21 protein-coding genes and 1 tRNA gene are annotated in these 23,412 nt (G+C 61.7%); 4 read left to right on the top strand and 18 right to left on the bottom strand.

Features of this window, described 5'->3' with window-relative positions:
* Positions 1 to 43: 43 nt before the first annotated feature.
* From VR71_RS25450 to VR71_RS23560, 3 genes are all read right to left on the bottom strand, one after another.
* Complete coding sequence (locus VR71_RS25450) at positions 44 to 430, bottom strand: hypothetical protein (RefSeq protein ID WP_296430824.1); 387 nt, start codon at positions 428 to 430, stop codon at positions 44 to 46.
* 198 nt (positions 431 to 628) lie between these two features.
* Positions 629 to 715 (bottom strand) — tRNA-Leu (locus VR71_RS23565).
* A 100-nt stretch (positions 716 to 815) separates the two neighbouring features.
* Positions 816 to 2,147, bottom strand: a complete 1,332-nt coding sequence (locus tag VR71_RS23560; RefSeq protein ID WP_045686737.1) for a peptidoglycan-binding domain-containing protein — start codon at positions 2,145 to 2,147, stop codon at positions 816 to 818.
* An 82-nt stretch (positions 2,148 to 2,229) separates the two neighbouring features.
* On the opposite strand from VR71_RS23560, the gene lipB reads away from it, so the two are divergent.
* Both lipB and VR71_RS23550 read left to right on the top strand, forming a co-directional pair.
* Positions 2,230 to 2,913: a lipoyl(octanoyl) transferase LipB gene (lipB, locus tag VR71_RS23555; protein ID WP_009818058.1), complete on the top strand. Its 684-nt coding sequence runs from the start codon at positions 2,230 to 2,232 to the stop codon at positions 2,911 to 2,913.
* Positions 2,914 to 3,010: 97 nt separating this feature from the next.
* Positions 3,011 to 3,400: a c-type cytochrome gene (locus VR71_RS23550; protein ID WP_045686736.1), complete on the top strand. Its 390-nt coding sequence runs from the start codon at positions 3,011 to 3,013 to the stop codon at positions 3,398 to 3,400.
* A 63-nt stretch (positions 3,401 to 3,463) separates the two neighbouring features.
* Here the strand turns inward: VR71_RS23550 and arsB are convergent, their stop codons facing one another.
* From arsB to ettA, 5 genes are all read right to left on the bottom strand, one after another.
* Positions 3,464 to 4,471 carry an ACR3 family arsenite efflux transporter gene (gene arsB, locus VR71_RS23545; protein ID WP_045686735.1) on the bottom strand — a complete coding sequence of 336 codons (1,008 nt, stop codon included), beginning with the start codon at positions 4,469 to 4,471 and terminating at the stop codon, positions 3,464 to 3,466.
* Positions 4,468 to 5,730: an organoarsenical effux MFS transporter ArsJ gene (gene arsJ, locus VR71_RS23540; RefSeq protein ID WP_045686734.1), complete on the bottom strand. Its 1,263-nt coding sequence runs from the start codon at positions 5,728 to 5,730 to the stop codon at positions 4,468 to 4,470. The genes arsB and arsJ overlap by 4 nt, the downstream gene beginning before the upstream one ends.
* The gene (locus VR71_RS23535; protein ID WP_045686733.1) at positions 5,727 to 6,725 is read right to left on the bottom strand and encodes an ArsJ-associated glyceraldehyde-3-phosphate dehydrogenase; all 999 of its coding nucleotides are present in this window, start codon (positions 6,723 to 6,725) and stop codon (positions 5,727 to 5,729) included. The genes arsJ and VR71_RS23535 overlap by 4 nt, the downstream gene beginning before the upstream one ends.
* Positions 6,722 to 7,561, bottom strand: coding sequence for a helix-turn-helix domain-containing protein (locus tag VR71_RS23530; protein WP_045686732.1), 840 nt, complete (start codon positions 7,559 to 7,561; stop codon positions 6,722 to 6,724). The genes VR71_RS23535 and VR71_RS23530 overlap by 4 nt, the downstream gene beginning before the upstream one ends.
* A gap of 556 nt (positions 7,562 to 8,117) precedes the next feature.
* On the bottom strand, positions 8,118 to 9,773 hold the full coding sequence (ettA, locus tag VR71_RS23525) for an energy-dependent translational throttle protein EttA (RefSeq protein WP_009818049.1): 1,656 nt from the start codon (positions 9,771 to 9,773) through the stop codon (positions 8,118 to 8,120).
* Between the two features lie 172 nt (positions 9,774 to 9,945).
* On the opposite strand from ettA, the gene VR71_RS23520 reads away from it, so the two are divergent.
* Positions 9,946 to 10,560, top strand: a complete 615-nt coding sequence (locus VR71_RS23520; protein ID WP_045686780.1) for a nicotinate-nucleotide adenylyltransferase — start codon at positions 9,946 to 9,948, stop codon at positions 10,558 to 10,560.
* Between the two features lie 58 nt (positions 10,561 to 10,618).
* Complete coding sequence (dacB, locus tag VR71_RS23515) at positions 10,619 to 12,145, top strand: D-alanyl-D-alanine carboxypeptidase/D-alanyl-D-alanine-endopeptidase (RefSeq protein WP_045686731.1); 1,527 nt, start codon at positions 10,619 to 10,621, stop codon at positions 12,143 to 12,145.
* 56 nt (positions 12,146 to 12,201) lie between these two features.
* Here dacB and VR71_RS23510 read toward each other — a convergent pair whose 3' ends face one another.
* From VR71_RS23510 to acs, 10 genes are all read right to left on the bottom strand, one after another.
* The gene (locus VR71_RS23510) at positions 12,202 to 12,675 is read right to left on the bottom strand and encodes a CoA-binding protein (RefSeq protein WP_045686730.1); all 474 of its coding nucleotides are present in this window, start codon (positions 12,673 to 12,675) and stop codon (positions 12,202 to 12,204) included.
* Positions 12,676 to 12,878: 203 nt separating this feature from the next.
* Positions 12,879 to 13,202, bottom strand: a complete 324-nt coding sequence (locus VR71_RS23505; protein ID WP_296430823.1) for a hypothetical protein — start codon at positions 13,200 to 13,202, stop codon at positions 12,879 to 12,881.
* A 71-nt stretch (positions 13,203 to 13,273) separates the two neighbouring features.
* Positions 13,274 to 15,340 carry an exonuclease domain-containing protein gene (locus VR71_RS23500; protein ID WP_045686729.1) on the bottom strand — a complete coding sequence of 689 codons (2,067 nt, stop codon included), beginning with the start codon at positions 15,338 to 15,340 and terminating at the stop codon, positions 13,274 to 13,276.
* Complete coding sequence (locus VR71_RS23495; protein ID WP_045686728.1) at positions 15,333 to 15,716, bottom strand: response regulator; 384 nt, start codon at positions 15,714 to 15,716, stop codon at positions 15,333 to 15,335. Before VR71_RS23495 ends, VR71_RS23500 begins: the two co-directional genes overlap by 8 nt.
* 31 nt (positions 15,717 to 15,747) lie before the next feature.
* Positions 15,748 to 16,254 (bottom strand): hypothetical protein, encoded by a 507-nt coding sequence (locus VR71_RS23490; protein ID WP_045686727.1) that lies wholly within the window; start codon positions 16,252 to 16,254, stop codon positions 15,748 to 15,750.
* A 3-nt stretch (positions 16,255 to 16,257) separates the two neighbouring features.
* Positions 16,258 to 18,096, bottom strand: a complete 1,839-nt coding sequence (locus tag VR71_RS23485; RefSeq protein ID WP_045686726.1) for a DUF294 nucleotidyltransferase-like domain-containing protein — start codon at positions 18,094 to 18,096, stop codon at positions 16,258 to 16,260.
* A gap of 120 nt (positions 18,097 to 18,216) precedes the next feature.
* Entirely contained in the window at positions 18,217 to 19,980 is a 1,764-nt protein-coding gene (locus VR71_RS23480) for a sodium:solute symporter family protein (protein WP_045686725.1), read from the bottom strand.
* 15 nt (positions 19,981 to 19,995) lie between these two features.
* Positions 19,996 to 20,256: a DUF4212 domain-containing protein gene (locus VR71_RS23475; RefSeq protein ID WP_045686724.1), complete on the bottom strand. Its 261-nt coding sequence runs from the start codon at positions 20,254 to 20,256 to the stop codon at positions 19,996 to 19,998.
* Positions 20,257 to 20,324: 68 nt separating this feature from the next.
* Entirely contained in the window at positions 20,325 to 21,011 is a 687-nt protein-coding gene (locus VR71_RS23470; RefSeq protein ID WP_045686778.1) for an adenylate kinase, read from the bottom strand.
* Between the two features lie 14 nt (positions 21,012 to 21,025).
* On the bottom strand, positions 21,026 to 22,966 hold the full coding sequence (gene acs, locus VR71_RS23465; RefSeq protein WP_045686723.1) for an acetate--CoA ligase: 1,941 nt from the start codon (positions 22,964 to 22,966) through the stop codon (positions 21,026 to 21,028).
* Positions 22,967 to 23,412 lie beyond the last annotated feature (446 nt).

Raw genomic sequence — 23,412 nt, 5'->3', positions numbered from 1 at the left:
AGCCATAATACTAAGCAAGTTAAGATGAATAACGGCGTTCAAATCAAAGAATACCCGTGAATGTATAGAAATGAACATTTCCAGCGTAATTCCCACCGATGAATACATCGTGGCTTACCGTGTTTCCATTCAAATTTCGAACCAGTAAAATTTCCCCATACTTCGATTTAATCGGCCCAAAAGAAATCTTTGATCCTGAACCCGTTCCTGGCGCTTCCTTAACAAATTTCGCCGTTCCGATAAATTCTGAGTTTATAGTCACGTCGAGTCCGAGCAATTTGTTTCCGTCTGGCGCATTTTCTGATATTTCAATCGACGCCGGTCGTCCGTTGATTACGATTGCACCGTTACTAGTTATAGGTTCGCAGCCGAGTAAAAAAATCGCCGTACAAATCGCTAGAAATGTGCTGAAGATGCGTCTTCTTAGCATGCTAAATCCTTGATTGAGCCGTTCTAGAGCACAGTGAGAATGGTCTCACCTTCATCAGCACAGAGTCGCCCAACCGTAGGTTGGAAGCAACCAATAACTTAATACTGACAACAGATCGTTAAGGGTGGTCATTTGGGTGGATGAAACCGCCCCCTGATTTCTCAAGTTATTGAAATCAAAAGATTTTCTTGAGTGAAATGGTGCGGTCGAGAGGACTCGAACCTCCACGGGTGTTACCCCACAGCGACCTCAACGCTGCGCGTCTACCAATTCCGCCACGACCGCACGTGATCAGGTAGGTCCGGGCCGTATATGCAAACTAATCAGGCTTGTGAAGGGGCAAAACACATTGCCCCTCCGGTTTTTCAAACGATGGGCTGCGCGCCTATTCCAGCTTGAATGTCGGCAGGGTTGCAACCGGCTGCACGCTCTCTGATGCGCCCGCCGCTGCGCCCTGTGTTTTGAACGCCGCCTTGCGCAAAAGCCCGGTGCGCTCAGTGTTGCCGGGGGCGAAAACGGGCTCAGCGCCGCGCTCGATCGCCTCAACAGCCCCTTGATACCATGCCAGGGCCAGATCAGGCCGCCGCGTTGTGCCAAAGCCTTCGTTCAGGTGATGTCCCATCAGCTCACCGTAAGGTTCCTCACCCAAGGCTGTGAGCAAAAGGGCAGAGCCAAGCGCCACATTCATGTTGTCGATGCGGTAGCCCACCGAAAGGCAGATTTTCGCCGTTCCCGACAATTGCGCCGGGGATTGCCCCGATTGGAGCACGAAACCGCGCACGTTCTGCACGACCTCTTCGCGTGAATTCAGCGAGAGCGCCGCCACATGATCCCGCATCGCAGGCTCAAAGGCGCGGCACTGTTCTTCGAGTTGTGCCGGTGTCACGCCCTTGAGAGCGGCCGCCATCGTCTCGCCTTCGGCAATCGCATAGGTGCGTGCGAGGCAGAACTGCTCGTTCAACGCAACGCGCGAATCGCCCAGCGACGCCGCAGTTACAAAACCGCCGTTTGAATTGGTGATCAGGCTGACCTGATTGCAATGCGACGCCAGCGATGGCCCCTCGCCACCAGAAGCCATGAGATTGGGCAGAGCCGCGAACCCGACTGCAGCCGGGGCCGTGCTTGCCGCCGGCACCTGCGCCGCCTCTGGAATGGAGGCCATCACCGGCGAAGGGGCAGCAGGCGCAGGCACGGGCGCCGCCGCATAGGTCGGCACGCCGACTGCCTCGTCGCGATATGCATGCAACAATCCGCGCGTCCCCTGTCCGCGTTGCGCGATCAACTGCGCGGTGGCCGCCCCGCTGCTCTGTGCGCGGTAATACGAGCTGATCAAGAACTGACGCTCGTAATCGGCCAGATAGCCGGTCGCCGGATAGCCCATATGCGCCTGAAACTGCGCCGCCGCGTCGCGGGTGTTGCGTCCGCGCACGCCGTCTGGCGACCCTGCCGGAAAGCCAAAGTAATTCAGCGCTGTCTGTTCTTCGCGGACTTGCTGGCGCTCGACCGTGTTGACGGGAGCCTGGTAGACCCGGCGCGTCGTGGTCGTGGTTTGTTGTTTGCGTTCCCGCGCCTTGGCGCTTTCGTTCACGATGATGCCACTGACGGCACCACCAACCAGCCCCCCGACCAGTCCATCCTTGAAATCCGCATGGGCAACGCCCGCAGGCATTGCTACCGATGCCGCCAATGCAGCCATCATAATTCGTTTTGAAAACATCTCTCATCTCCCCTAAGCAGGTGCAAAACTCGATAGGACAATCTACCACAAGTTTTCCCTCACACGTAGACAGAGTCAAACCTTGCCGCTCGAAACCCCCATTGCAATCGACCAAACCGGCGTGGAATGGCACCTCTCCGCCGATCTTGTGCCCTATCCGGTGGCCGTAGCCGCGATGGAGGAGCGCGTTGCGCGAATCGCCGACGGCACCGCAGCCGAGGCAATTTGGCTTCTGGAGCATCCGCCACTTTATACCGCCGGCACCTCGGCCAAACCGGCAGACCTGACCGATCCTGACCGTTTTCCGGTCTATGAGGCCAAACGCGGCGGGCAGTATACCTATCATGGCCCCGGTCAGCGCGTCATCTACATCATGCTCGACGTGGGCAAGCGCGGCCGCGATGTGCGTTGCTTCGTGCGCCAACTGGAAGGCTGGGTCATCGCGACCTTGGCCGAATTCAATGTGATTGGGGAAATACGACCGGGTCGCGTGGGGGTCTGGGTCACCCGACCGGACAAGCCGCTCACAGCCACAGGCCAACCGGCTGAGGACAAGATCGCCGCCATCGGCATCCGCCTGCGCAAATGGATCAGCTTTCACGGTATCTCGATCAACGTCGAACCCGACCTGGAGCATTTCACCGGCATCGTGCCCTGCGGGATCACAGACCACGGCGTGACCTCTCTCGTGGACCTAGGTCTTCCGGTCACCATGGCCGACCTTGATGTGGCTCTGCGACGGCGCTTTTCACAGATATTTGACTGAGGCCGACCAACGCCGCTACCAAAGTTGGAGGTTGCAAGCCGAAGCAGTCGGGCTATGGTTACACCCGGAACGCAACCAAACCCCAATGAGGTAGCTTATGAAGACACTTCTCGCCGCTTCCGCCACGCTCGTGGCGCTCTCCCTGCCCGCCTTCGCCGCAGGCGACGCCGCCAAAGGCGAAAAAGAATTCAATAAATGCAAAGCCTGCCACATGATCGCCTCTGACAGCGAAACCATCGTGAAGGGCGGCAAGACCGGCCCGAACCTCTATGGCGTGATCGGCCGCGCGGCGGGCAGCGTCGAGGACTTCAAGTATTCTGACGGTCTGGCCGCCAAAGGCGCAGACGGGCTCGTTTGGGATGAGGCAGAGCTTGCAGCCTATGTCAAAGACCCGAGTGAATATCTTGGCAGCCGCTCGAAGATGACCTTCAAGCTCGCCAAGGGGGCCGAGGACGTGGCCGCCTATCTCGCGACCTTCGCGCAGTAAGAAACGAAATGCCGCAAGGCGTATAGCCCCGCGCCACCGCGCGGGGCTTTTTCTTGACCTGTCTCAGGTAAACCGCGCCCGCGTCCGGTTGGCCAGCGCCACCAGCGACAGCATCACCGGCACCTCGACCAGCACGCCGACCACTGTGGCCAGCGCCGCGCCGGAATTGAGCCCAAAGAGCGAAATCGCCACGGCCACCGCGAGCTCAAAGAAATTCGACGTCCCGATCAGCGCACAGGGGGCTGCGATCCGGTGCGGCACCTTGAGCAACCAGGCCGCCACATAGGCCAGCACGAAAATCCCGTAGCTTTGCAAGATAATGGGCACCGCGATCAGCCCGATCACCATTGGCCGCTCGACAATGACCCGGCCCTGAAGCCCAAAGAGGATCACCACCGTCGCAATCAACCCGAGGATCGACCACGGCTTGACCTGCGCCTGAAACGCCGCAATCCGCGCCTTAGATCCAAGCCTGCGCCGCGTGAACAACCCCGCCGCCAGCGGCAGCGCCACAAAGAGCAGCACCGACAGAACCAGCGTTTCCCACGGCACGACGATATCCGTGACCCCCAACAGAAACGCCACGAGCGGCGCAAAGGCAAAGACCATCACCACATCGTTGACCGACACCTGCAAGAGCGTATAGCTCTCGTCGCCCTTGGTCAGTTGCGACCAGACAAACACCATCGCCGTGCAGGGGGCAGCGCCCAAAAGGATCAGCCCGGCGATATATTGCTGTGCGTCGGCGGGGGCAATCAGATCGGCGAAGACACCCTCAAAGAACAGCACCGCCAAGGCCGCCATGCTGAAGGGCTTGATCAGCCAATTGACCACCAGCGTAATCGCCAGCCCCCGAGGTTGGCGCGCCACTTGGCCCAGGCTCGTGGGATCGACGCCGACCATCATCGGATAGACCATGGCCCAGATCAACACCGCCACCACCAGATTGACCCGCGCCACCTCTGCCGCCGCAATCGCCGCGATGAGGCTAGGCGCCACAAGCCCAAGGATGACACCCGCCGCCATGGCGAGGGCCACCCAGACCGTCAGATAGCGCTCGAAACCGCTCATGCCTCTGCCTTTTCCTGTAGACCCAGTCGTCCCGCCGCCAGAGCCGACAGCGCGACCATCCCTGTCGCCACCCCCAGCATCAGCGCAAGCCCACCCAGCTGATAGGTCAGCCCCGAGAGCAGCGTGCCCAAGAGCCGCCCAGCGGCATTGGCCATGTAATAGAAACCCACATCCATTGTCACCCGCTCGGCACGGGTAAAGGCAAGGATCAAATAGGAATGCAGCGCCGAATTGACCGCAAAAATTGCGCCAAAGACCAGCAACCCCGCCACCAGCGCCACCGTGAGCCACGTCTGCGCCCCCCCTGCCATCAGCGCCAGCGCGGTCAGCACCGCAGGCACCGCGCAGAGGGCAAGCGCCCAGCTCCGCGCCGCCGCGATCAGGGCCGCCTCAGGTCGCGATTTGGCGCGCAATATCTTGGGGGCCGAGGCCTGCACCGCGCCATAGAGGATGATCCAGCCCGCCATGAAGCTGCCGATCAGAAAGAACGCCGCGCGGTTGCCCGCCTCGGACCCGTCCGACAAGACGCCGTAGAAATAGATCGGAATGCCCACCACGAACCACACATCTCGTGCGCCAAAAAGGAACACGCGCGCCGCGCTCAGCCAGTTCACATTGGCCGATTTCGAAAAGACTTCCGAGAATTTCGCGCCCTTGCGCCCGCGTGGCAGGCCCGGTGGCATGGCAAGGACCACGGCAATCAGGATCACCGCAAGCGCCGCCGCCATGGCCCAGACCGCGCCCACGAACCCGATCCCCGCCAAGAGCGCCGCCCCCACCAGAAACCCAACCCCCTTGACCGCGTTCTTTGACCCTGTGAGCACCGCCACCCAGCGAAAGAGGCCGCCGTCCTCCTTGGGCGCCAACAGCTTGACCGCGGATTTCGACGACATCTTGGCCAAATCCTTGGCCACGCCCGAAGCGCCTTGCACAGCCATCACGAAGGCCACCGAGACCGGCAGGCTCCACAGTGGATCAAGTTGCGCCAGCGCGATGAGCGCCAGCACTTGCAGGCCAAGCCCCGCATAAAGCGTCGCCGTCAGCCCGAACCGCGCCGCGATCCAGCCCGCCGAGAGGTTCGTCACCATCCCCGCTACCTCATACAAAACAAAGAGATAGGCCAATTGCACCGGGCTGAACCCCAGCGTGTGAAAATGCAAGAGCACCAGCATCCGGAGCGCGCCATCGCTGAGCATAAAGGCCCAATAGGCCGCCGTGACAGCGATATAGGCGCTGAGGCCTTCGGGGCGTGTGGTCACAGGCTGTCCCCGACCATGCAGGCCACATCGACCAAGCGATGCGCATAGCCCATCTCGTTGTCATACCAGACATAAACCTTTACCTGCGTGCCATTCACCACCATGGTCGAGGGCGCATCGACGATGCCAGAGCGGGTGTCATTGGTGTAATCGGCGCTAACCAGGGGACGGGTTTCATAGCCCAGAATTCCCGCAAGCGCCCCATCGGCTGCGGATTTGAACAGCGCGTTCACCTCCTCGACGCTGGTTTCTCGATCCATCTCGAACACGCAATCGGTGATCGACGCATTCAGCAGCGGCACGCGCACGGCGTGGCCGTTCAATCGGCCTTTCAACTCGGGGTAAATCAGTGTGATCGCCGTGGCACTGCCCGTGGTGGTGGGGATCAGAGAATTGAGCGCCGAGCGCGCGCGGCGCAGGTCCTTGGCAGGGCGATCCACGATGGTCTGAGTGTTGGTCACGTCATGGATCGTGGTGATCGAGCCATGTTTGATGCCAATGCTCTCATGCAACACCTTGACCACCGGGGCGAGGCAATTCGTCGTGCAGCTTGCCGCCGTCACGATGCGGTGCCGTGCAGGCTCATAAATCTCGTGATTGACGCCGTAAACAATATTGGCCGCATCGCCATCCTTGACCGGGGCGGACACGACGACCTTCTTGACGCCCGCCGCAAAGTAAGGCGCGATCTTGGCCTCGGTCTTGAAAACACCGGTGCAGTCGATCACAACATCAACGCCTGCCAAGGGCAGGTCGCCGAGGTCGCGCGCGCCGACAAAAGGCAGGCGCGTGCCGTCGATGATCACCGCATCATCGTCATGGTCAAAAGCGGCGTCCCAGCGCCCATGCACCGTATCGAATTCGAGCAGATGGGCGTGCATGGCGGCATCGCCCACCGCGTCGTTGATCCAGGCTATGTTGGCCCCCCGCGCGATCAGCGGCTTGAGGATCAGCTTGCCGATCCGCCCAAGACCGTTGATGGCATAGACCGTCATGCGCCCTGCCCCGCGCCCTGCCGCGCGATGTCATCAACCGCCGCTTGCAGGCTGACACGATCCAATGTGTCGATGGGCAGCGCCGCAAAGGCGGTGATCCGGTTGCGGAGCGCGCCGTAAGCCTGTTGAAACGCAAGGCTTTTCTGTGCCTCCGTGCCTTCGACCTTGACCGGATCGGGCATGCCCCAATGGGCGCTGACCGGCTGACCTTCCCAAGCCGGGCACTCCTCGTTGGCGGCCGTGTCGCAGACGGTAAAAACAAAGTCGAGCGCCGGCGCATCGGGGGCTGTGAACTCTGACACGTTCTTGGCGCGCAGCGGGCTCACATCATGGCCCTTGGCGCGCAAGACCTCCAGAGCGAAGGGATTGAGCTCGGAATAGGGCCGCGTTCCGGCGGAATGGACGGTGAACCGATCCCCGGCCATGTCACGCAGGATGGTTTCGGCAAAGATCGAGCGGGCAGAATTGCCAACGCAGATGAAGAGCACGGTGTATTTGCGATGGGCCATATCGGGGCCTCCTCTGAGGGTGGGAAAGGGCGCGCAGATATCCGGGCGCCCGCGACAACAATCGTTGAGCAGGTAGTCAAAGGTGCGTCGCACCTCTGTCATGGCGATGGAATATCGCAGCGATGTGCCGGACCGCTCTTGCACCACCAACCCGGCCTGCATCAAGGCCGCGAGATAGGCGGAGAGGGTCGAGGGCTTGAGGCCCAGCACCGTGGCCAATTCGCCCGCCGGGACACGGTCCGGATAGCGGCGCATGAGCAGCCTGAAGATGGCCAGCCGCTGCGGATGACCCAAGGTTGCAAGACGGGCGGGGGCAATTGTTTCCATAATTCATGGATATCGGAAATAATGGAAAATTCAAGTGAAGGTTTTGTGACGGTGCAGGGCGACGACCCCCGTAGGGTGCGCATTCATTGCGCACCGATGCGCGGACGGTTGAGGTGATTTGGTGGATTGGTGCGCAATAAATGCGCACCCTACGAGTCGTCACCGTTTAACAGAGCGTTTCATTTCCATCTTACTTGCAGTTGCGAGAACCCATTTTTCAAAGGTATTTTCACTGTAGCCCGACTTGCCAATATTTACGCATTTACACACAAGCTGACTATTTTCGAGCGAATAGCCGAGACCAGCAGTAATCTGGTCTAGAGACGGCTCCCATGGGCGAGATTTGAGCCGAGCATACCCCGTTTCCGGAGCATAATCTTCCTGCTCTTCTGAAAAGTGCAATCCGCTTATTATGCAAGTTCCGTCGTTCTGAATCCAGAGTCCGACGAACTCCTCCTCAGATATTATTTGGATATTCTTAATGATTGCCCTTCGGCGGGCTGCCCGATACGCCTCTTTTGCGTATCGTGGCAAGTCATTGAATTTCAAAGATTTCCTACCTCACGAACTTCTTATGCTTCACCCGCTTCGGCTCCAGCGCATCCGGGCCCAACCGCCGTTTCTTGTCCTCTTCATAGGCTGAGAAATCGCCTTCGAACCATTCCACATGCGCATCCCCCTCAAAGGCGAGGATATGCGTGCAGATGCGGTCTAGGAAAAACCGATCGTGCGAAATCACCACGGCACAACCCGCGAAATCCATCAGCGCATCTTCGAGCGCGCGCAGGGTTTCCACGTCGAGGTCGTTGGTCGGTTCGTCAAGAAGCAGCACGTTGCCACCCTCTTTCAAAAGCCGCGCCATATGCACCCGGTTCCGCTCGCCCCCGGACAGAAGCGAGACCTTTTTCTGCTGATCGCCGCCCTTGAAATTGAACGCCCCGCAATAGGCGCGGGAATTCATCTGGGCGTCGCCCAACACGATCACTTCGGCCCCGCCCGAGATCGCTTCCCAGACGTTATCCTCGGGCTTGAGATCATCGCGCGACTGATCGACATAGGACAACTGCACCGTGTCGCCCAGCTCGATGGTGCCTGAGTCTGGCTGTTCTTGGCCCGTGAGCATCTTGAAGAGCGTGGATTTTCCCGCCCCGTTTGGACCGATCACGCCAACGATGCCGCCGGGCGGCAGGGAGAAGGTGAGATCTTCGATCAAGAGCTTGTCGCCCATGTGCTTTTTCAGCCCCTCGACCTCAATCACCTTGTTGCCCAGACGCTGACCGTTGGGGATGACGATCTGCGCGCGGCTGATACGCTCGCGCTCGGATTGACCGGCAAGGTCGTTATAGGCGTTGATCCGGGCCTTTTGCTTGGCCTGTCGGGCCTTGGCACCTTGGCGCATCCATTCCAATTCGCGTTCCAGCGTCTTTTGCTTGGATTTGTCCTCGCGCGCCTCTTGCATCAGGCGCTTGGCCTTTTGTTCGAGCCATGCCGAATAATTGCCTTCATAGGGGAGACCCCGGCCCCGGTCCAATTCCAGAATCCAGCTGGTGATCTCGTCGAGGAAATAGCGGTCGTGTGTGACGATCAGGATCGTGCCCTTATAGGCGACCAGATGTTGTTGCAGCCAGGCAATCGTTTCCGCGTCGAGGTGGTTGGTCGGCTCGTCAAGCAGCAGCATCTCGGGCGCTTCGAGCAGCAGTTGGCACAGGGCCACCCGGCGACGCTCGCCCCCCGAGAGGGTCGAGACGGCGGCGTCATCGGGCGGGCAGCGCAGCGCCTCCATAGAGATATCGACCTGGCTGTCGAGATCCCAGAGGTTCTGGCTGTCGATCTCGTCCTGCAACTGCGCCATCTCATCGGCGGTCTCGTCGCTGTAGTTCATCGCCAGTTCGTTAAAGCGGTCGAGCTTGGCCTTTTTCGCGGCAACGCCCAGCATCACATTGCCGCGCACATCGAGGCTCTCGTCGAGATGCGGTTCCTGCGGGAGGTATCCCACTCGCGCACCCTCGGCGACCCAGGCCTCGCCGGTGAAATCCTTGTCCATCCCGGCCATGATCCGCATCAGGGTGGATTTCCCCGAGCCGTTCACGCCCACGACGCCGATTTTCACCCCGGGCAAAAAGTTGAGGTGAATGTTCTCAAAGCATTTCTTGCCGCCGGGATAGGCCTTGGAGACGCCCTGCATGTGATAGACATATTGATAGGCTGCCATGATGTGCCGCTCCGTTCCGCTTGGTGACTGATAATTCAGCCCGCGTGATACCCGTATGGGCGTGCGGGGGCAATGGCCTGCGCGCCCCTCACCCCGCGAGATCATGGCCAAGGCCGGGTGGCACCTTTTGTTTTCGCTTTACACCGCCCGCGCCTCTGGCAATGAAAGGGCAATGACATATGCCCTGCCCCATGCCCGCCCCGGTCAGGTGATCGGCCTTTTGGGCGGATCGTTCGATCCGCCGCACGCAGGTCATCTGCATATCAGCCGCGAGGCGCTGAAACGCTTTGGACTGGACCGGCTCTGGTGGCTGGTGAGCCCTGGCAATCCGCTCAAGACCGCCGGCCCGGCCCCGCTTGACCAGCGCATGGCGGCCGCCCGCGCGCTGGTGGATCATCCGCGCATCGCGATCACGGATATCGAGGCGCGGACCGGCACCCGCCATACCGCCGCCACCCTGCGGGTGCTGCGCGCGCTCTGCCCCGGTGTTCGGTTTGTCTGGCTGATGGGGGCGGATAATCTGGCGCAGTTTCACCTCTGGCATGATTGGCGCGAGATCCTGGACACGGTGCCGGTGGGCGTGCTGGCGCGTCCCGGTCAACGCATATCGGCGCGGCTCTCTCCGGCGGCGCGCATCTATGCCCGCGCCCGCATCCCGGCCCGCGACAGTCAGGCCCTCGGCCATGCCAATGCCCCGGCCTGGTGCTTTCTCAACGTGCCGATGATGGATATCTCATCCACCCGGTTGCGGGCAGGCGGCGCATGGGTCGGCCCGTTGCAAACCTGACCCTCTGCGTCACAAATCCCGATTGCACCCGCACGCCACCTGCGATTTACTCTGCGCCATGACTCAGAGGCTTTCCCGTCGTTTCTTTCTTGGCACCGCGCTTGCGGCGCTCTCCACCGGCAGTGCCCTGGCGGGCGCGCCAGCGGTCTCGTTGCGCCCCGTGGCCCGTCCCGGCACCGGCCCGCGCACGACGGCGCAAACCGCCGCCAAAGGGGCGACACGCAGCGCCCCCTCTGCCGAAGCGCTGATCTCTGAGGCCAACCTCTCGGGACGCGTCGGCTATGCCGTGGCCGATGCCCGCACCGGCCAAGTGCTTGAGGCGAGCGAGGGCACGACTGGCCTGCCCCCGGCCAGCGTGACCAAGGCGGTCACGGCGCTCTACGCGCTCGACGCGCTCGGTCCCGATCACCGATTTGCCACGCGGATCATCGCCACCGGACCAATCTCGGGCGGGGTGCTGAACGGCGATCTGATTCTCGCCGGGGGCGGCGATCCGACCTTGGACACCGATGCCTTGGCCAGCCTCGCATCCAGCCTCGCCAAAACCGGCCTGCGCGAGATCCGCGGTCAGTTCCGGGTCTGGGGTGGGGCAGTGCCTTTTCTGCGCGCCATCGACGACAGCCAACCCGAGCACGCGGGCTACAACCCCGCTCTCTCGGGACTCAATCTCAATTTCAACCGCGTGCATTTCGAATGGAAACGCGCGGGCGGCAAATATGCCATCACCATGGATGCCCGTTCGAACCGCTACCGCCCGGATGTGACCATGGCCCGCATGCGCATCGCAGAGCGCAACACGCCGGTCTACACCTACAAGGACGCGGGGGCATATGACGATTGGACCGTGGCGCTCGGGGCCCTTGGCACCGGGGGCGCGCGCTGGCTGCCGGTGCGCAAGCCCGAGCTTTACGCAGGCGAGGTCTTTGCCACCTTCGCCCGCTCGCATGGGATCAAGACTGGCGCGCCAAAGCCCATCGCCAGCCTGCCCGGCGGAACCGCACTTGTTACGCATGCCAGCGCGCCCTTGTCCACCATCCTGCGCGACATGCTGAAATTCTCCACCAATCTCACCGCAGAAATGGTCGGGCTTGCCGCCTCTGCCAAACGGCGCGGCGCGGTGGTGGGTCTCGGGCAATCGGCCCGCGACATGAACGCCTGGGCCGCCAGCGCGCTCGGCATGTCCGGTGCGGCGCTCAAGGATCACTCAGGCCTCAGCGACCAGTCCCGCCTCTCGGCGGCGGCGCTCGCGCAGGCTTTGGCACGCGCGCATCGCGCGGGGTTGCTGCGGCCGTTGCTGCGTCAGGTCGATCTGCGCGACGCCCAAGGCCGCCCCAACAGCAAGCACCCGCTCAAAGTGGCGGCCAAGACCGGCACGCTGCATTTCGTGAGCGCGCTCGCAGGCTATGTCACGACGCCCGGCGGCGCGGACCTGGCCTTTGCCATCTTGACCGCCAGCGACAGTCTGCGCGCTCGGATCGACCCCTCACAGGATGACAGCCCCCCCGGCGCACGCGGCTGGAACGCGCGGTCCAAACGGCTGCAACAGGCGCTCATCGAACGGTGGGGCGCAGTCTATGGTGGTTGATCCACCGCCTTTTCAGTGTTCCAAAAATACTCAAATTTCGACAGGCGCGACAGGGCTCAGAGCTTCGAGGAAATGACACCCGTATTGAACCCGCCCATCCGCAGCTCGCCAAAGAGCCGCTGATATTCGATCTTGGGGCAGCGGTTCATCACCACATCGACGCCGCCCGCCCGCGCCATGGCCGCCGCTTCGGCATTCTCGACGCCAATCTGCATCCAGACTGTGCGCAACCCCGGCAGGACCTCGAGCGCCTCTTCGACAATCGGTCCCACATGTTCAGAGCGGCGGAAAATGTCGATCATATCGACCGTGCCCGCAATATCGCGCAATCCTGCGACGACGGTCTGACCGAACAGCACTTCGCCGGCATGGCCCGGATTGACCGGCACCACCTCGTATTTCTTGAGGCTGAGATACCGCGCCACATAGTAACTTGGGCGCACCGGGTTCATCGACACGCCGATCACGGCCACCCGCCGGGTGCGGGTCAGGATCTCGCGCAGGTGGGAATCGCTGTACTGCTCGCTCATGGCGGCACTCAAACACGGATCGCGCGCAGAAAAAAGCGCCCAAGTAAAAACTTGGGCGCCAGTCGCGGAACGAGGGACAGTGATAGGAAACACCGATGTTCCGTATCGGTGCCTCTGGGACTGATATGGGTCCGATTCTCAGAATAAAAAGAGTTTGTAATATACCTGTGACTGCGGTGTGATTTCAGGCCAGACTCCGCGTATCAGTCCAGGATATCCTCGATGCCGTCCCAAATCTCTTCCAGCATGCGCCGTCCGAACCCCTTGCGCGGCTTGACTTTGCGGGGCGGGGTCGGGCTGTGTCTCGTCGGGCTGTGTCTCTCTGGCCCATAGTCCTGTCGGGGCAAGGTCATGGGGCGCGCCTTGGGGCGCACGGCCTCGCTGTCGCGCCGGGGCATCGCCTTCATTTCATGCAGCGGCGCCCCACAATTGGCACAGGTCAATTCGTGCCGCCCCCGGTCCAGCACCAGCACGGTGCGCGCCCCACAATATGAACATGTTGCGATCTTGTGTCCCATGCGCCCCATATCGGTCAGATGGTCAGGCTTGCCAAGCCCCCGGGGGCAAAATGCCTCGGGCGAAAACGCCAGTGCGCGCCTTAATAGTTCTGCGCCTTGCGGATTTTCGTCATCCGCCCCTCTTCGGCAATCGCCCCGCCCAGCGTGGTGACGCCCTTGGCCTGCAAGAGCCCCAGCATGCGCACAAAAACCTCCGCCGTGGCGACCGTATCGCCCATAGCGGTATGCCGCGCCTCAGGCGGGATGGTGATCCCGAACCGGTCGCAGAGCGCATCGAGCGTGTGCTGCCCGCTGTGATCAAAGAGCCCCGCCGACATCAACACGGTGCACAGCACCGGATTGTCGAACCGCCGCCCGATCACCTTTTCCTTGAGCCGCAGAAACGCCAGATCAAACGGCGCGTTATGCGCGACCAGCACCGCCCCCTGACAGAAATCGTGAAACCGCCGCCCGGCCTCGACAATACCGGGGGCACCCTGAACCATCTCGTCGCTGATATGATGCACTCGGGTCGAGGCCGGCGGAATCGCGCGGCCCGGATTGACCAGCATGTCGAAACACTCGCCGCGCAGAATACGCCCGTTGACGATGCGCAGCCCCGCAATCTGCACGATCTCATCACCGCCACGCGGCGAGAGGCCCGTGGTCTCGGTGTCGAATACGACGAAACTCAGATCCGACAGGGGACGGTTGGCCAATTCGCCGCCCGCAACCTCGGGCAGATTGAAATCATAGAACTCGGGCCGCGCATCGCCGGGCGCAAGCGGCGGCGCGGCTGTGGCCAAGGGCAGCACGATGCGATGCTCCCCAACCCCCGCCTCAGCCCAGAGATCGGTTTGATGCGCGCTCAGCGCGTCGCGCGCGGAATAATCCCCATAGGCCGTGGATAACGGCTCCTTGAGCCAGCCGGTCAATTGCCCATCCGTCACCGCCTCGCCCTGCCACCTCAGAATCAGCCGCGTCTCGGCCCCCTCCGGCTCGGCGCTCAGGCTGAATCCGTCGCGGGTGCCCTCCTCCGCCAGATGGCCAAGCAGTCCGCCCAAGAGCGTGGTTACGGCAAAGCCATCACAACTCAGCATCGCCTCGCTGCGCGACACGTTCAGCGGCACCCGCGCCTGAACGCTCAGCCCGTCGAACACATGCGCTGCGGCAACCGGCGACATCGGCCAACGTCGGGATTTGACACCGGCATGCTGCACCCCCATGTCGCGCACGCAATCAAAGAGCCGCGCCACCTCTTCTTCGATCCCCTTGCGGAATGTCGCGCGGGTCTCGGGCGGCAAATCATCAGCCGATTGCAGAACATCGAGCAACGCGCCGATGGTGGCCGCCGGACGGCGCACGCCCTCCAAGAGCGTGTTGAACAGGTGATCCTGCTGCGCATGCGCGCTCAGATCCTCGGTTGCATCACGGAAAATCAGCACATGCCCCGAAAGTTCCTCATCCGACAGGATCGGGCTCACGCGCCCCAGAAGGAACCGCTTGCCATCGGCCGAGGCCGCGAGAAAGGTCTCGGCCCCGATATGCCCGCGCACCCGCGCGTCCTGCATCCGCGACAGCGCATCCATGACCGGCTCGGGGCGCAGAACATTCGACAGCGGCCGATCAAGGCCAATATCGCCCAACAACTCCTGCGCCATGCGGTTGTAGAGCATCACACGGTTGTCGGGCGTGGCCACCACCGCCCCCTCACCCAGATCCCGAAACAGCGCCTCAAACAGCGCCTTCTCGCGGGCAATCCGTGCGGTTTCCCGCTCGACCGCGCGGGTCCGTGCGGCGCGCGCTTCCGAAAGTGCAGCGTTGATCGCATTGGCGGCAGGGGCGAGCGTGCTCAGATGCTTGGCTTGCGCCTCATTGATCTGCAAATCCACATCGGCGCGGGCGCGCGTCGTCAGATCAGAGGCGAGGGCGAGGATCGGCTTGGCCACGTTCTCATCAAACAAGAGACCGATCCACGCCGCCAGCCCCAGCACGCCCAAGACCGCGATCATCCCGGCCATGGCATAGCCATCCATCGGGCCACCCGCACGCGCATAGCCGAACCAGAGCGCACACAGAATGATCAGCGCGCCGCCGAGCCCCAATACCGCAAAGAAAAGCGCAAACCGCAGCCGCAGCCCAAGCCGCGCCGTGAGGCGCTCAATCATGCGCGACCTCGGCCAGAAGCGCGCCGATTTGCGCGGTCAGGTCAGCGGTGGCAAAGGGCTTGGTCATAAAGGCATCCGCCCCCACCGCCAGCCCCTTGCGTCGCTCCACTTCGCCACCCCCAGCGGTCATCATCAGCACCTTGATCCCTTTGAGGCCGGCATCACTGCGGATCATCTGGCAAATTTCATAGCCCGACCGCTCGGGCAACATGACATCCAGCACCACCAGATCGGGACGGTCCTCGGCCAGCGCCGCCAGCGCTGCATTCCCCGAGGCCACCCGCCGCAACCGATAGCCGGCGCGTCCGATCAGATGCTCAAGCGCCAGCGCAATGTTGTCTTCATCCTCCACAAGCAGAATAGTTTTCTCGGACATGACGGGCCTCCTCTCCCGGTTACGTCTGACTTTAGGTCTGGCACAGCGCCTTGATCACGGGATCCTCTGCCCCCACGGTGATCCACTCGGCCTGCGACGGATCGGTCAGCGCCGCTTCGCTCACATCGGCGCGCGCGGCATTGGCGCAATCCACCAGTTGCGGACGTTTGACCGGCACAGCCCAGCGTCCAAAGAGATAGATGTCGGCCAAGAGAATCGACGGTGCGGTGGGATTGGTCTGCACCCCGGCCCGGTCGAGCACCATCATCCGCGTCACCTGCGGCACCACATAGGTCCAGGGCTTCCAGAATCTGGCTTCTTTGACCTCGCTCACCACCTCGACGCTCTCAGGCAACGTGCTCAACGTGCGATTGGCCCAGGTGTATTCCGACCAGACCGCATAGATCAGCATCGCGATCCCCGCCAGAATCGGCGCGGCATAGCGCGGCAAACGACCCCGGCTCAGATGCCCCAGGACAAGCGCCAGACCGGCGGCGCCGATACCCACGGCGAATGTGGCGATCAATTCAAAAAACATAAGTTATCCCAGTGCTCCTCTGGATTGTGCGATCGCGGATTGCATGGTTTTGACCACCATGAAGGCATCGCGCAGATGGTTGCGCTCCAGATCCGAAAGCTCGGCTGGAGCCATGAAATTGTCAGGTTTGCGCCCGGCGCGGATCTGGTGCGCCTGATGTCGCAGCCGGGTTTCGGCGATGAGATCATAGGCATCCAGAAGGTCGCGCGCGCCGCTCTCCGAAATGGCGCCCACCCCACGCGCGCCGGTGAGCCGCTCGCGGGTGCCTGCCACTTCGAGCGATCCCAAAAGCGCGTAAATCCGTCCCAGATCGACCACCGGCACCACCCCCGACAGTTTGAGATCAATCCGGTTCTTGTGCTCGCCCGACCGAATGAGGGCAAAGCCCCGAAAGAGGCCCAAGGGCACCGTATGCTTGAGCGAATTTGAGACCATATGCGCCACGAAAATCGAGTTCTTGCGCGCCTGTGCCAGAACCTCGGCCTGAAGATCCTCAAAGAGGGCGTTCTCGCCCGCGATGGCGCGCAGATCGAACATGACCGAGGCCAACATCTGCGCCTCATTGTCCGGCTGCGCGATCCAGCCCGCGAAATAGTTGCGCCAGACGCGGCGCGGCTGCCGCCAGCGCGGGTTGGTCGCCATCATGTCGCCCGGACAATAAAAGAACCCACAGGTGTTCAGCCCGTCGCTGACATATTTCGCAAGCGCCGCGAAATAGGCGTCATGCTCGGGCTGGAACCTGTCGTCGAGAATGAGACAATTGTCTTGATCGCTCACGCCGGTCTGTTCACGCCGGCCCTGTGATCCGCAAGCGGCCCAGAGATAGGGCACCGGGGCGGGGCCAAGCTGCATCTCGGCCAGCCGGAGCAATCGCCGGGTGATGGCATCGGTGATATCGGTGATCCGTCGGGTGATCGACTGTGGCCGCACCCCGGCCTGCACCAGTTGCACCAAGAGCATCGGCACCCGTTCCATCACATGCGCCATATCCTCGGGCGCATCGGCGCTGGCAATATCGGCGACCATATGGCTCGCCGTGGCGGCCTGTTGGCGGAACAAATCGGTCTTGCCGATCATCCCCAGCACGCGTCCGCCCTGCGCCACCGGCAGGTGATTGATCTTGAGATCCGACAGGAGCATCAGCGCATCAAGCCCCAGCCGTCCCGGCTCGATCGTCACCGGGTCCGGTGTCATCACCTGCGCCACGCGGATGTCACCGCCCAGCCCTTCGGCCAAAACCTTGTTGGAGAGATCGCGCACCGTGATGATGCCCGCCAGACGCGCCCCCTCCATCACGACCACCGAGGAAATCACATGATCCCGCATCAACCGGGCCACATCCTTGATGGTGGCATCCGGGCTACAGGTGATCGGTGTGGCTGTCATCAGATCTGACACCTGAAGCGCCGTCAGGCCGGTGGCATAGGGCCCGTCATCCCCCGAGGTCGAAGGCCGCGCGCGCGCGAACCATCGGGCAATCTCGTCAGAGCGCTCGATCAGATCGAGAAACACCTCGGTCGGAATGACAATCAGTTCCGAGACCTCGGAGGCGCGCGCCGTCAGCATCGCAGTGCCATCGCGCAAGAGGCCGCGCTCGCCCATGATGTCGCCCGGCCCACGGTGTGACACCAGATCCGCATGACCTGTCTCGATGTCCAACCCACCGGATTCCACCACATAAAGCCCCGCCAGAGGCGCGCCCTTTTCAAAGAGCAGCCCCCCAGCCTCTAGCCCGACCCGCGCCAGCTTGGGCGCGAGTTCGGCGCGCAGGACATGCGGCAGCCCATCAAAGGGCGCGTGGCGTGTCAGGCTGTCAATGGGGTCGGGTTTGACGTCGCTCATCGGGCGCGGCTCTCCTCAGGGACTGGCGGGAAAATGACCTAAAAGCGCCCGGTTCCCGGAAATATCGGCAGGCGTCAGAGGAAACAGGGGCGGCACACGCCGCCCCTGTCCAAGTTTGTCTTAGTGGTTCACAGCCGTGCCGGCACCGCGCGGAACACGCACGCTTTCGACCAGATCCTGGATCTCCTGCGGCGGCTCTGCCGTCATGCTGGCGACGACAAAGGCGACGCCAAAGTTCAAGAGCGCACCAATCGGGCCGAAGTGGGTCGGCGGAATACCGAACAGGTATTGATCCGCGGTCAGCATGTTCGTCTCCGGGATAAAGAACCAGCCCAGGTAGAGGAACAGGTAGAGCGTGGTCGAGAGCAGACCGGCCAACATGCCAGCAGTCGCACCCGCAGAGTTCATCCGCTTGGAGAAGATGCCCATCATCAGCGTCGGGAAGAGCGACGCCGCCGCCAGACCAAAGGCCAAGGCCACAACCTGCGCGGCAAAGCCCGGAGGGTTGAGACCGAGATAGGTCGCCACAACGATCGCCACAGCCATCGAGATACGGGCAGCCAAAAGCTCGCCTTTTTCAGAGATGCCCGGATTGATCGTCGACTTGATCAGGTCGTGGCTGACAGCCGAAGAGATTGCCAGCAAGAGACCCGCAGCGGTCGAGAGGGCCGCAGCAATACCACCTGCCGCGATCAGGGCAATCACCCAACCCGGCAGACCAGCGATTTCGGGGTTGGCAAGCACGAGGATGTCACGGTTGAATGTCACAAGCTCGTTGCCCTGCCAGCCACGCTCAGCCGCCAGTGCAGTCATCGATTCGGCTTTGTCGTTGTAGTACTGGATCTTGCCGTCGCCGTTCTTGTCTTCCACGGCCAAGAGACCGGTGGTCGACCAGGTGCGGAACCAATCGGGCAGATCGTCAACAGCCACAGCTTCGCCTTGCACACCCTGCGGCCACATGGTGGTCATGATGTTCAGACGCGCCATGGCACCCACTGCCGGAGCGGTGAGATACAGCAGCGCGATAAAGACCAGCGCCCAACCTGCGGACCAACGCGCATCAGCCACGCGCGGCACGGTGAAGAAGCGGATGATCACATGCGGCAAACCGGCAGTACCGATCATCAGCGACAGGGTGAACAGCGCCATCAGCCAAGGGCTCGACCCCGAGGTATACTGGTTGAAGCCCAGATCGTTCAGCAGACCGTCCAGCGTCACCAGCAGATACTGACCCGATGCGGTGTGCTCGGCGAACAGACCCAACTGCGGCAGAACATGGCCGGTCAGTTGCAGCGAGATGAAGATCGCCGGAATGGTGTAGGCGATGATCAGAACGCAATACTGTGCCACCTGCGTGTAGGTAATGCCCTTCATGCCGCCCAGAACCGCGTAAACAAACACCACGGCCGACGCGATCAGAAGGCCGGTCGTGTTGTCCACTTCGAGGAAACGCGAAAAGGCCACACCAGCACCCGCCATCTGACCGATCACATAGGTCACCGACATGGTGATCAGCGCGATAACGGCCACAACGCGGGCCTTGTTGCTGTAGAATCGGTCGCCCACGAACTCGGGAACCGTATATTTGCCGAACTTGCGCAGATAGGGCGCAAGCAGCATGGCCATGAGAACATAACCACCCGTCCAGCCCATCAGGAAGGTCGAGTTGTTGTAGCCCACAAAGGCGATGAGACCCGCCATCGAGATGAACGAGGCCGCCGACATCCAGTCCGCTGCCGTTGCCATCCCGTTGATGACCGGATTCACGCCGCGTCCCGCTGCGTAGAATTCAGCCGTAGATCCCGCCTTGGCCCAGATCGCGATACCGAAGTAAAGCACGAAGCTGAGACCAACGACGATGATATTGAGTGTAGTCTGATCCATTGTCCCTCCCCCTATTTATTCTTCACCGACGCCATGTTCGGCATCGAGTTTGTTCATTCGCCAGGCGTAGAAGAAGATCAGAATCAGAAAGACGATGATCGACCCTTGCTGCGCGAACCAGAACCCAAGATCGGTGCCGCCAATGGCGATACCCGACAGCATGGGGCGCAGCAGAATGCCAAAGCCGAATGAGGCCATGAACCAGACCACAAGGCTCCATTTGATGAGGCGCAAATTCGCCTTCCAGTAGGCGTTTGCTCTTTCTTTATCGGACAAAGCGTGCCCTCCCTTTATAAACGGCTTCCTCCAGACCGCGCCGGGACCATCCCGGCACGGGCACTCCTTTACGCGACCGCCTTTGCGACGATGGCGTTCAGCTCTCTTGCGACGGCCTCGATCTCGGCCATCGCATCGACGCGGGCCAGAACACCGCGCGATTCGTAATAGGAAATCAGCGGTGCTGTCTGCGCATGATAGGCGCGCAACCGCTGTTCCACCGTTTCCGCATTGTCGTCGGCACGCCGCTTCATTTCGGTGCCGCCGCATTTGTCACAGATGCCGAGCCTGCTCGGCACCTTGAAGCTGTCGTGATAGCCCTCACCACAGCCGCCGCATGTGTAGCGGCCCGAAATCCGCGTCACCATTGCCGCATCATCCACCTCGAGGCTGATCGCCGCGCGGATGCCTTGCCCGATCTCGGCCAGCAATCCATCCAACGCCTCGGCCTGCACCGTGGTGCGCGGAAACCCGTCGAGGATCACACCCCCGGCACAATCCGGCTCTGACAGACGGTCGCGCAGGATCGCGATGACAATCGCGTCCGACACCAGATCGCCCGCCTCCATCACCGCCTTGGCTTGGCGTCCCGCCTCAGTGCCCGCCGCCACAGCCGCGCGCAACAGATCGCCGGTCGAGAGCTGCACCAGCCCGAATTGCTCTTCGAGCATCCGCGCCTGCGTGCCCTTGCCCGCGCCCGGCGGTCCAAGCAGGACCAGATTTGCTCCCGCTCGGGGTGTGTCGCTTCCATCCATCACGATCATCCCCCTCAAGCTTTGGTGCGATTGGCAATCAACTCGTCCACGACCGACGGATCGGCCAGCGTCGAGGTATCGCCAAGGCTGTCAAAATCGTTCTCGGCAATCTTGCGCAGGATACGGCGCATGATCTTGCCCGAGCGGGTTTTCGGCAGGCCCGGCGCCCATTGGATCACATCCGGCTTGGCTATCGGCCCGATCTCCTGACGGACCCAGTTGCCCAGTTCCGTGCGCAGCGCATCGGTCGGCTCCACCCCATCCATCAGCGTGACATAGCAATAGATGCCCTGCCCCTTGATGTCATGCGGATAGCCGACAACCGCGGCCTCGCTGACGGTGGCATGCGCGACCAGCGCCGATTCCACCTCGGCGGTGCCCATCCGGTGGCCAGAGACGTTGATCACATCATCGACGCGGCCCGTGATCCAGTAATCGCCATCCGCATCGCGGCGGCATCCGTCACCCGAGAAATAATAGCCTTTGAACATCTCGAAATAGGTCGAGACAAACCGGCTGTGATCGCCCCAGACGGTGCGCATCTGCCCCGGCCAGCTGTCCTTGAGCGCCAGAACGCCGGTGGTTTCGCCCTCCAGCTCGTTGCCCTGATCATCCAGCACGACCGGCTGCACGCCAAAGAACGGCTTGGTGGCCGAACCGGGCTTGGGCGTGTCGATCACACCGGGCAGCGGCGTGATCAGGATGCCGCCGGTTTCGGTCTGCCACCATGTATCGACGATGGGGCAGGTCCCCTTGCCGACATTCTCATTGTACCAGTTCCAGGCCTCGGGATTGATCGGCTCGCCGACCGAGCCAAGGATACGCAGGCTCGACAGATCGCTGCCCTCGACCGGCCCGGTGCCCTTGCCCATCAAGGCACGAATGGCGGTGGGGGCGGTGTAGAACTGCGTGACCTTGTGGCGCTCGCAGACCTGCCAGAAGCGGCCCGCATCCGGCCAGGTCGGCACGCCTTCGAACATCAGCGTCGTGGCGCCATTGGCCAGCGGGCCATACACGATATAGCTGTGCCCGGTGACCCAGCCCACATCGGCGGTGCACCAGTAAATATCACCCTCGTGATAGTCGAAGATGTATTCATGCGTCATCGACGCATAGGCCAGATAGCCGCCGGTGGTATGCACCACGCCCTTGGGCATGCCGGTGGAGCCAGACGTGTAGAGGATGAACAGCGTATCCTCGGCGTTCATCTCTTCGGGCGGGCAATCGGCGCTGACTTTCTCGGCCTCTTCATGCCACCAGAAATCCAGATCACGCCGCCATGCCACCTGATCGCCGGTGCGCTGCACCACAAGACATTTCACATCCGACGTATCGTGCAACAGCGCCTGATTGACGTTGTCCTTGAGCTTGGTCTTGCGGCCGCCGCGCGGCGCGTGATCGGCGGTGATCACCACCTTGGCATCACAGCCATTGATCCGCGCACCCAGCGCATCGGGGCTGAAACCCGCAAAGACGATCGAATGAATGGCACCAATCCGCGCGCAGGCCAGCATCGCATAGGCGGCCTCGGGGATCATCGGCATGTAGATCACAACCCGGTCGCCCTTGCCCACGCCCATGGATTTCAGCACATTGGCCATCTTGCAGGTCTGCGTGTGCAATTCCGTGTAGGTGATGTGCTGCGGTTCGTCGGTGGGATCATCCGGCTCCCAGATGATCGCGGTCTGATTGCCGCGAGTCGCCAGATGCCGGTCGATGCAGTTGGCAGCCACATTCAGCGTGCCATCTTCAAACCATTTGATCGAGACATTGTCATAGTCGAACGAGGTGTTCTTGACCTTGGTGTAAGGCTTGATCCAATCCAGCCGCTTGCCGTGCTCCCCCCAGAATGCCTCCGGGTCCGTGATTGAGGCGGCATACATCCGCTCATAGGTCTCGGAATCGATGTGAAATCCGGGTCCTGTTGCTGCTGCACCAGTCTTTGTCTCGGTCATGACTTGAAATCCTCCATCCCAACGGCCACCTGACATCCAGATCAGGTCACGCCGCATTCTTTGGCATACCCTAACGGAAAATGCGCAGAAATTAACAGAATCCTGACAAACACCCATAAGATCAGTGAATTTCTTGCATTCACTGGCTATATTTTTTGTAAAAAAATTTTCAACTGATGTTTTGCTGGCGTTTGCCAAGGTCTCAAACGACGCAATCGCCTAAAATTGCGACACCGCCTCGCAGGAACCTTGTCCCAGCGTGCCCGCTGCGGCACTATGACCCGACCAAATGGCCGGTGACGTGACGTCACGAATCACCTCAGCGATTCGCCCCGGTCTGCCCCGCGACGGGATAGCCGACCCCCCAGACCACCGGCGCCTCGCGCGCCAGCGCCCGCCCCTCGATCCGGTCCAGACGCGCCAGTGCCGCGGCCTCGCATCCCCCC

It is taken from the genome of Roseovarius sp. BRH_c41 (assembly GCF_000961715.1).
GTDB lineage: Bacteria > Pseudomonadota > Alphaproteobacteria > Rhodobacterales > Rhodobacteraceae > Roseovarius.
The sequence above is the reverse complement of the archived record's forward strand: the minus strand, read 5'-3'. Positions and strand labels throughout refer to the sequence as shown.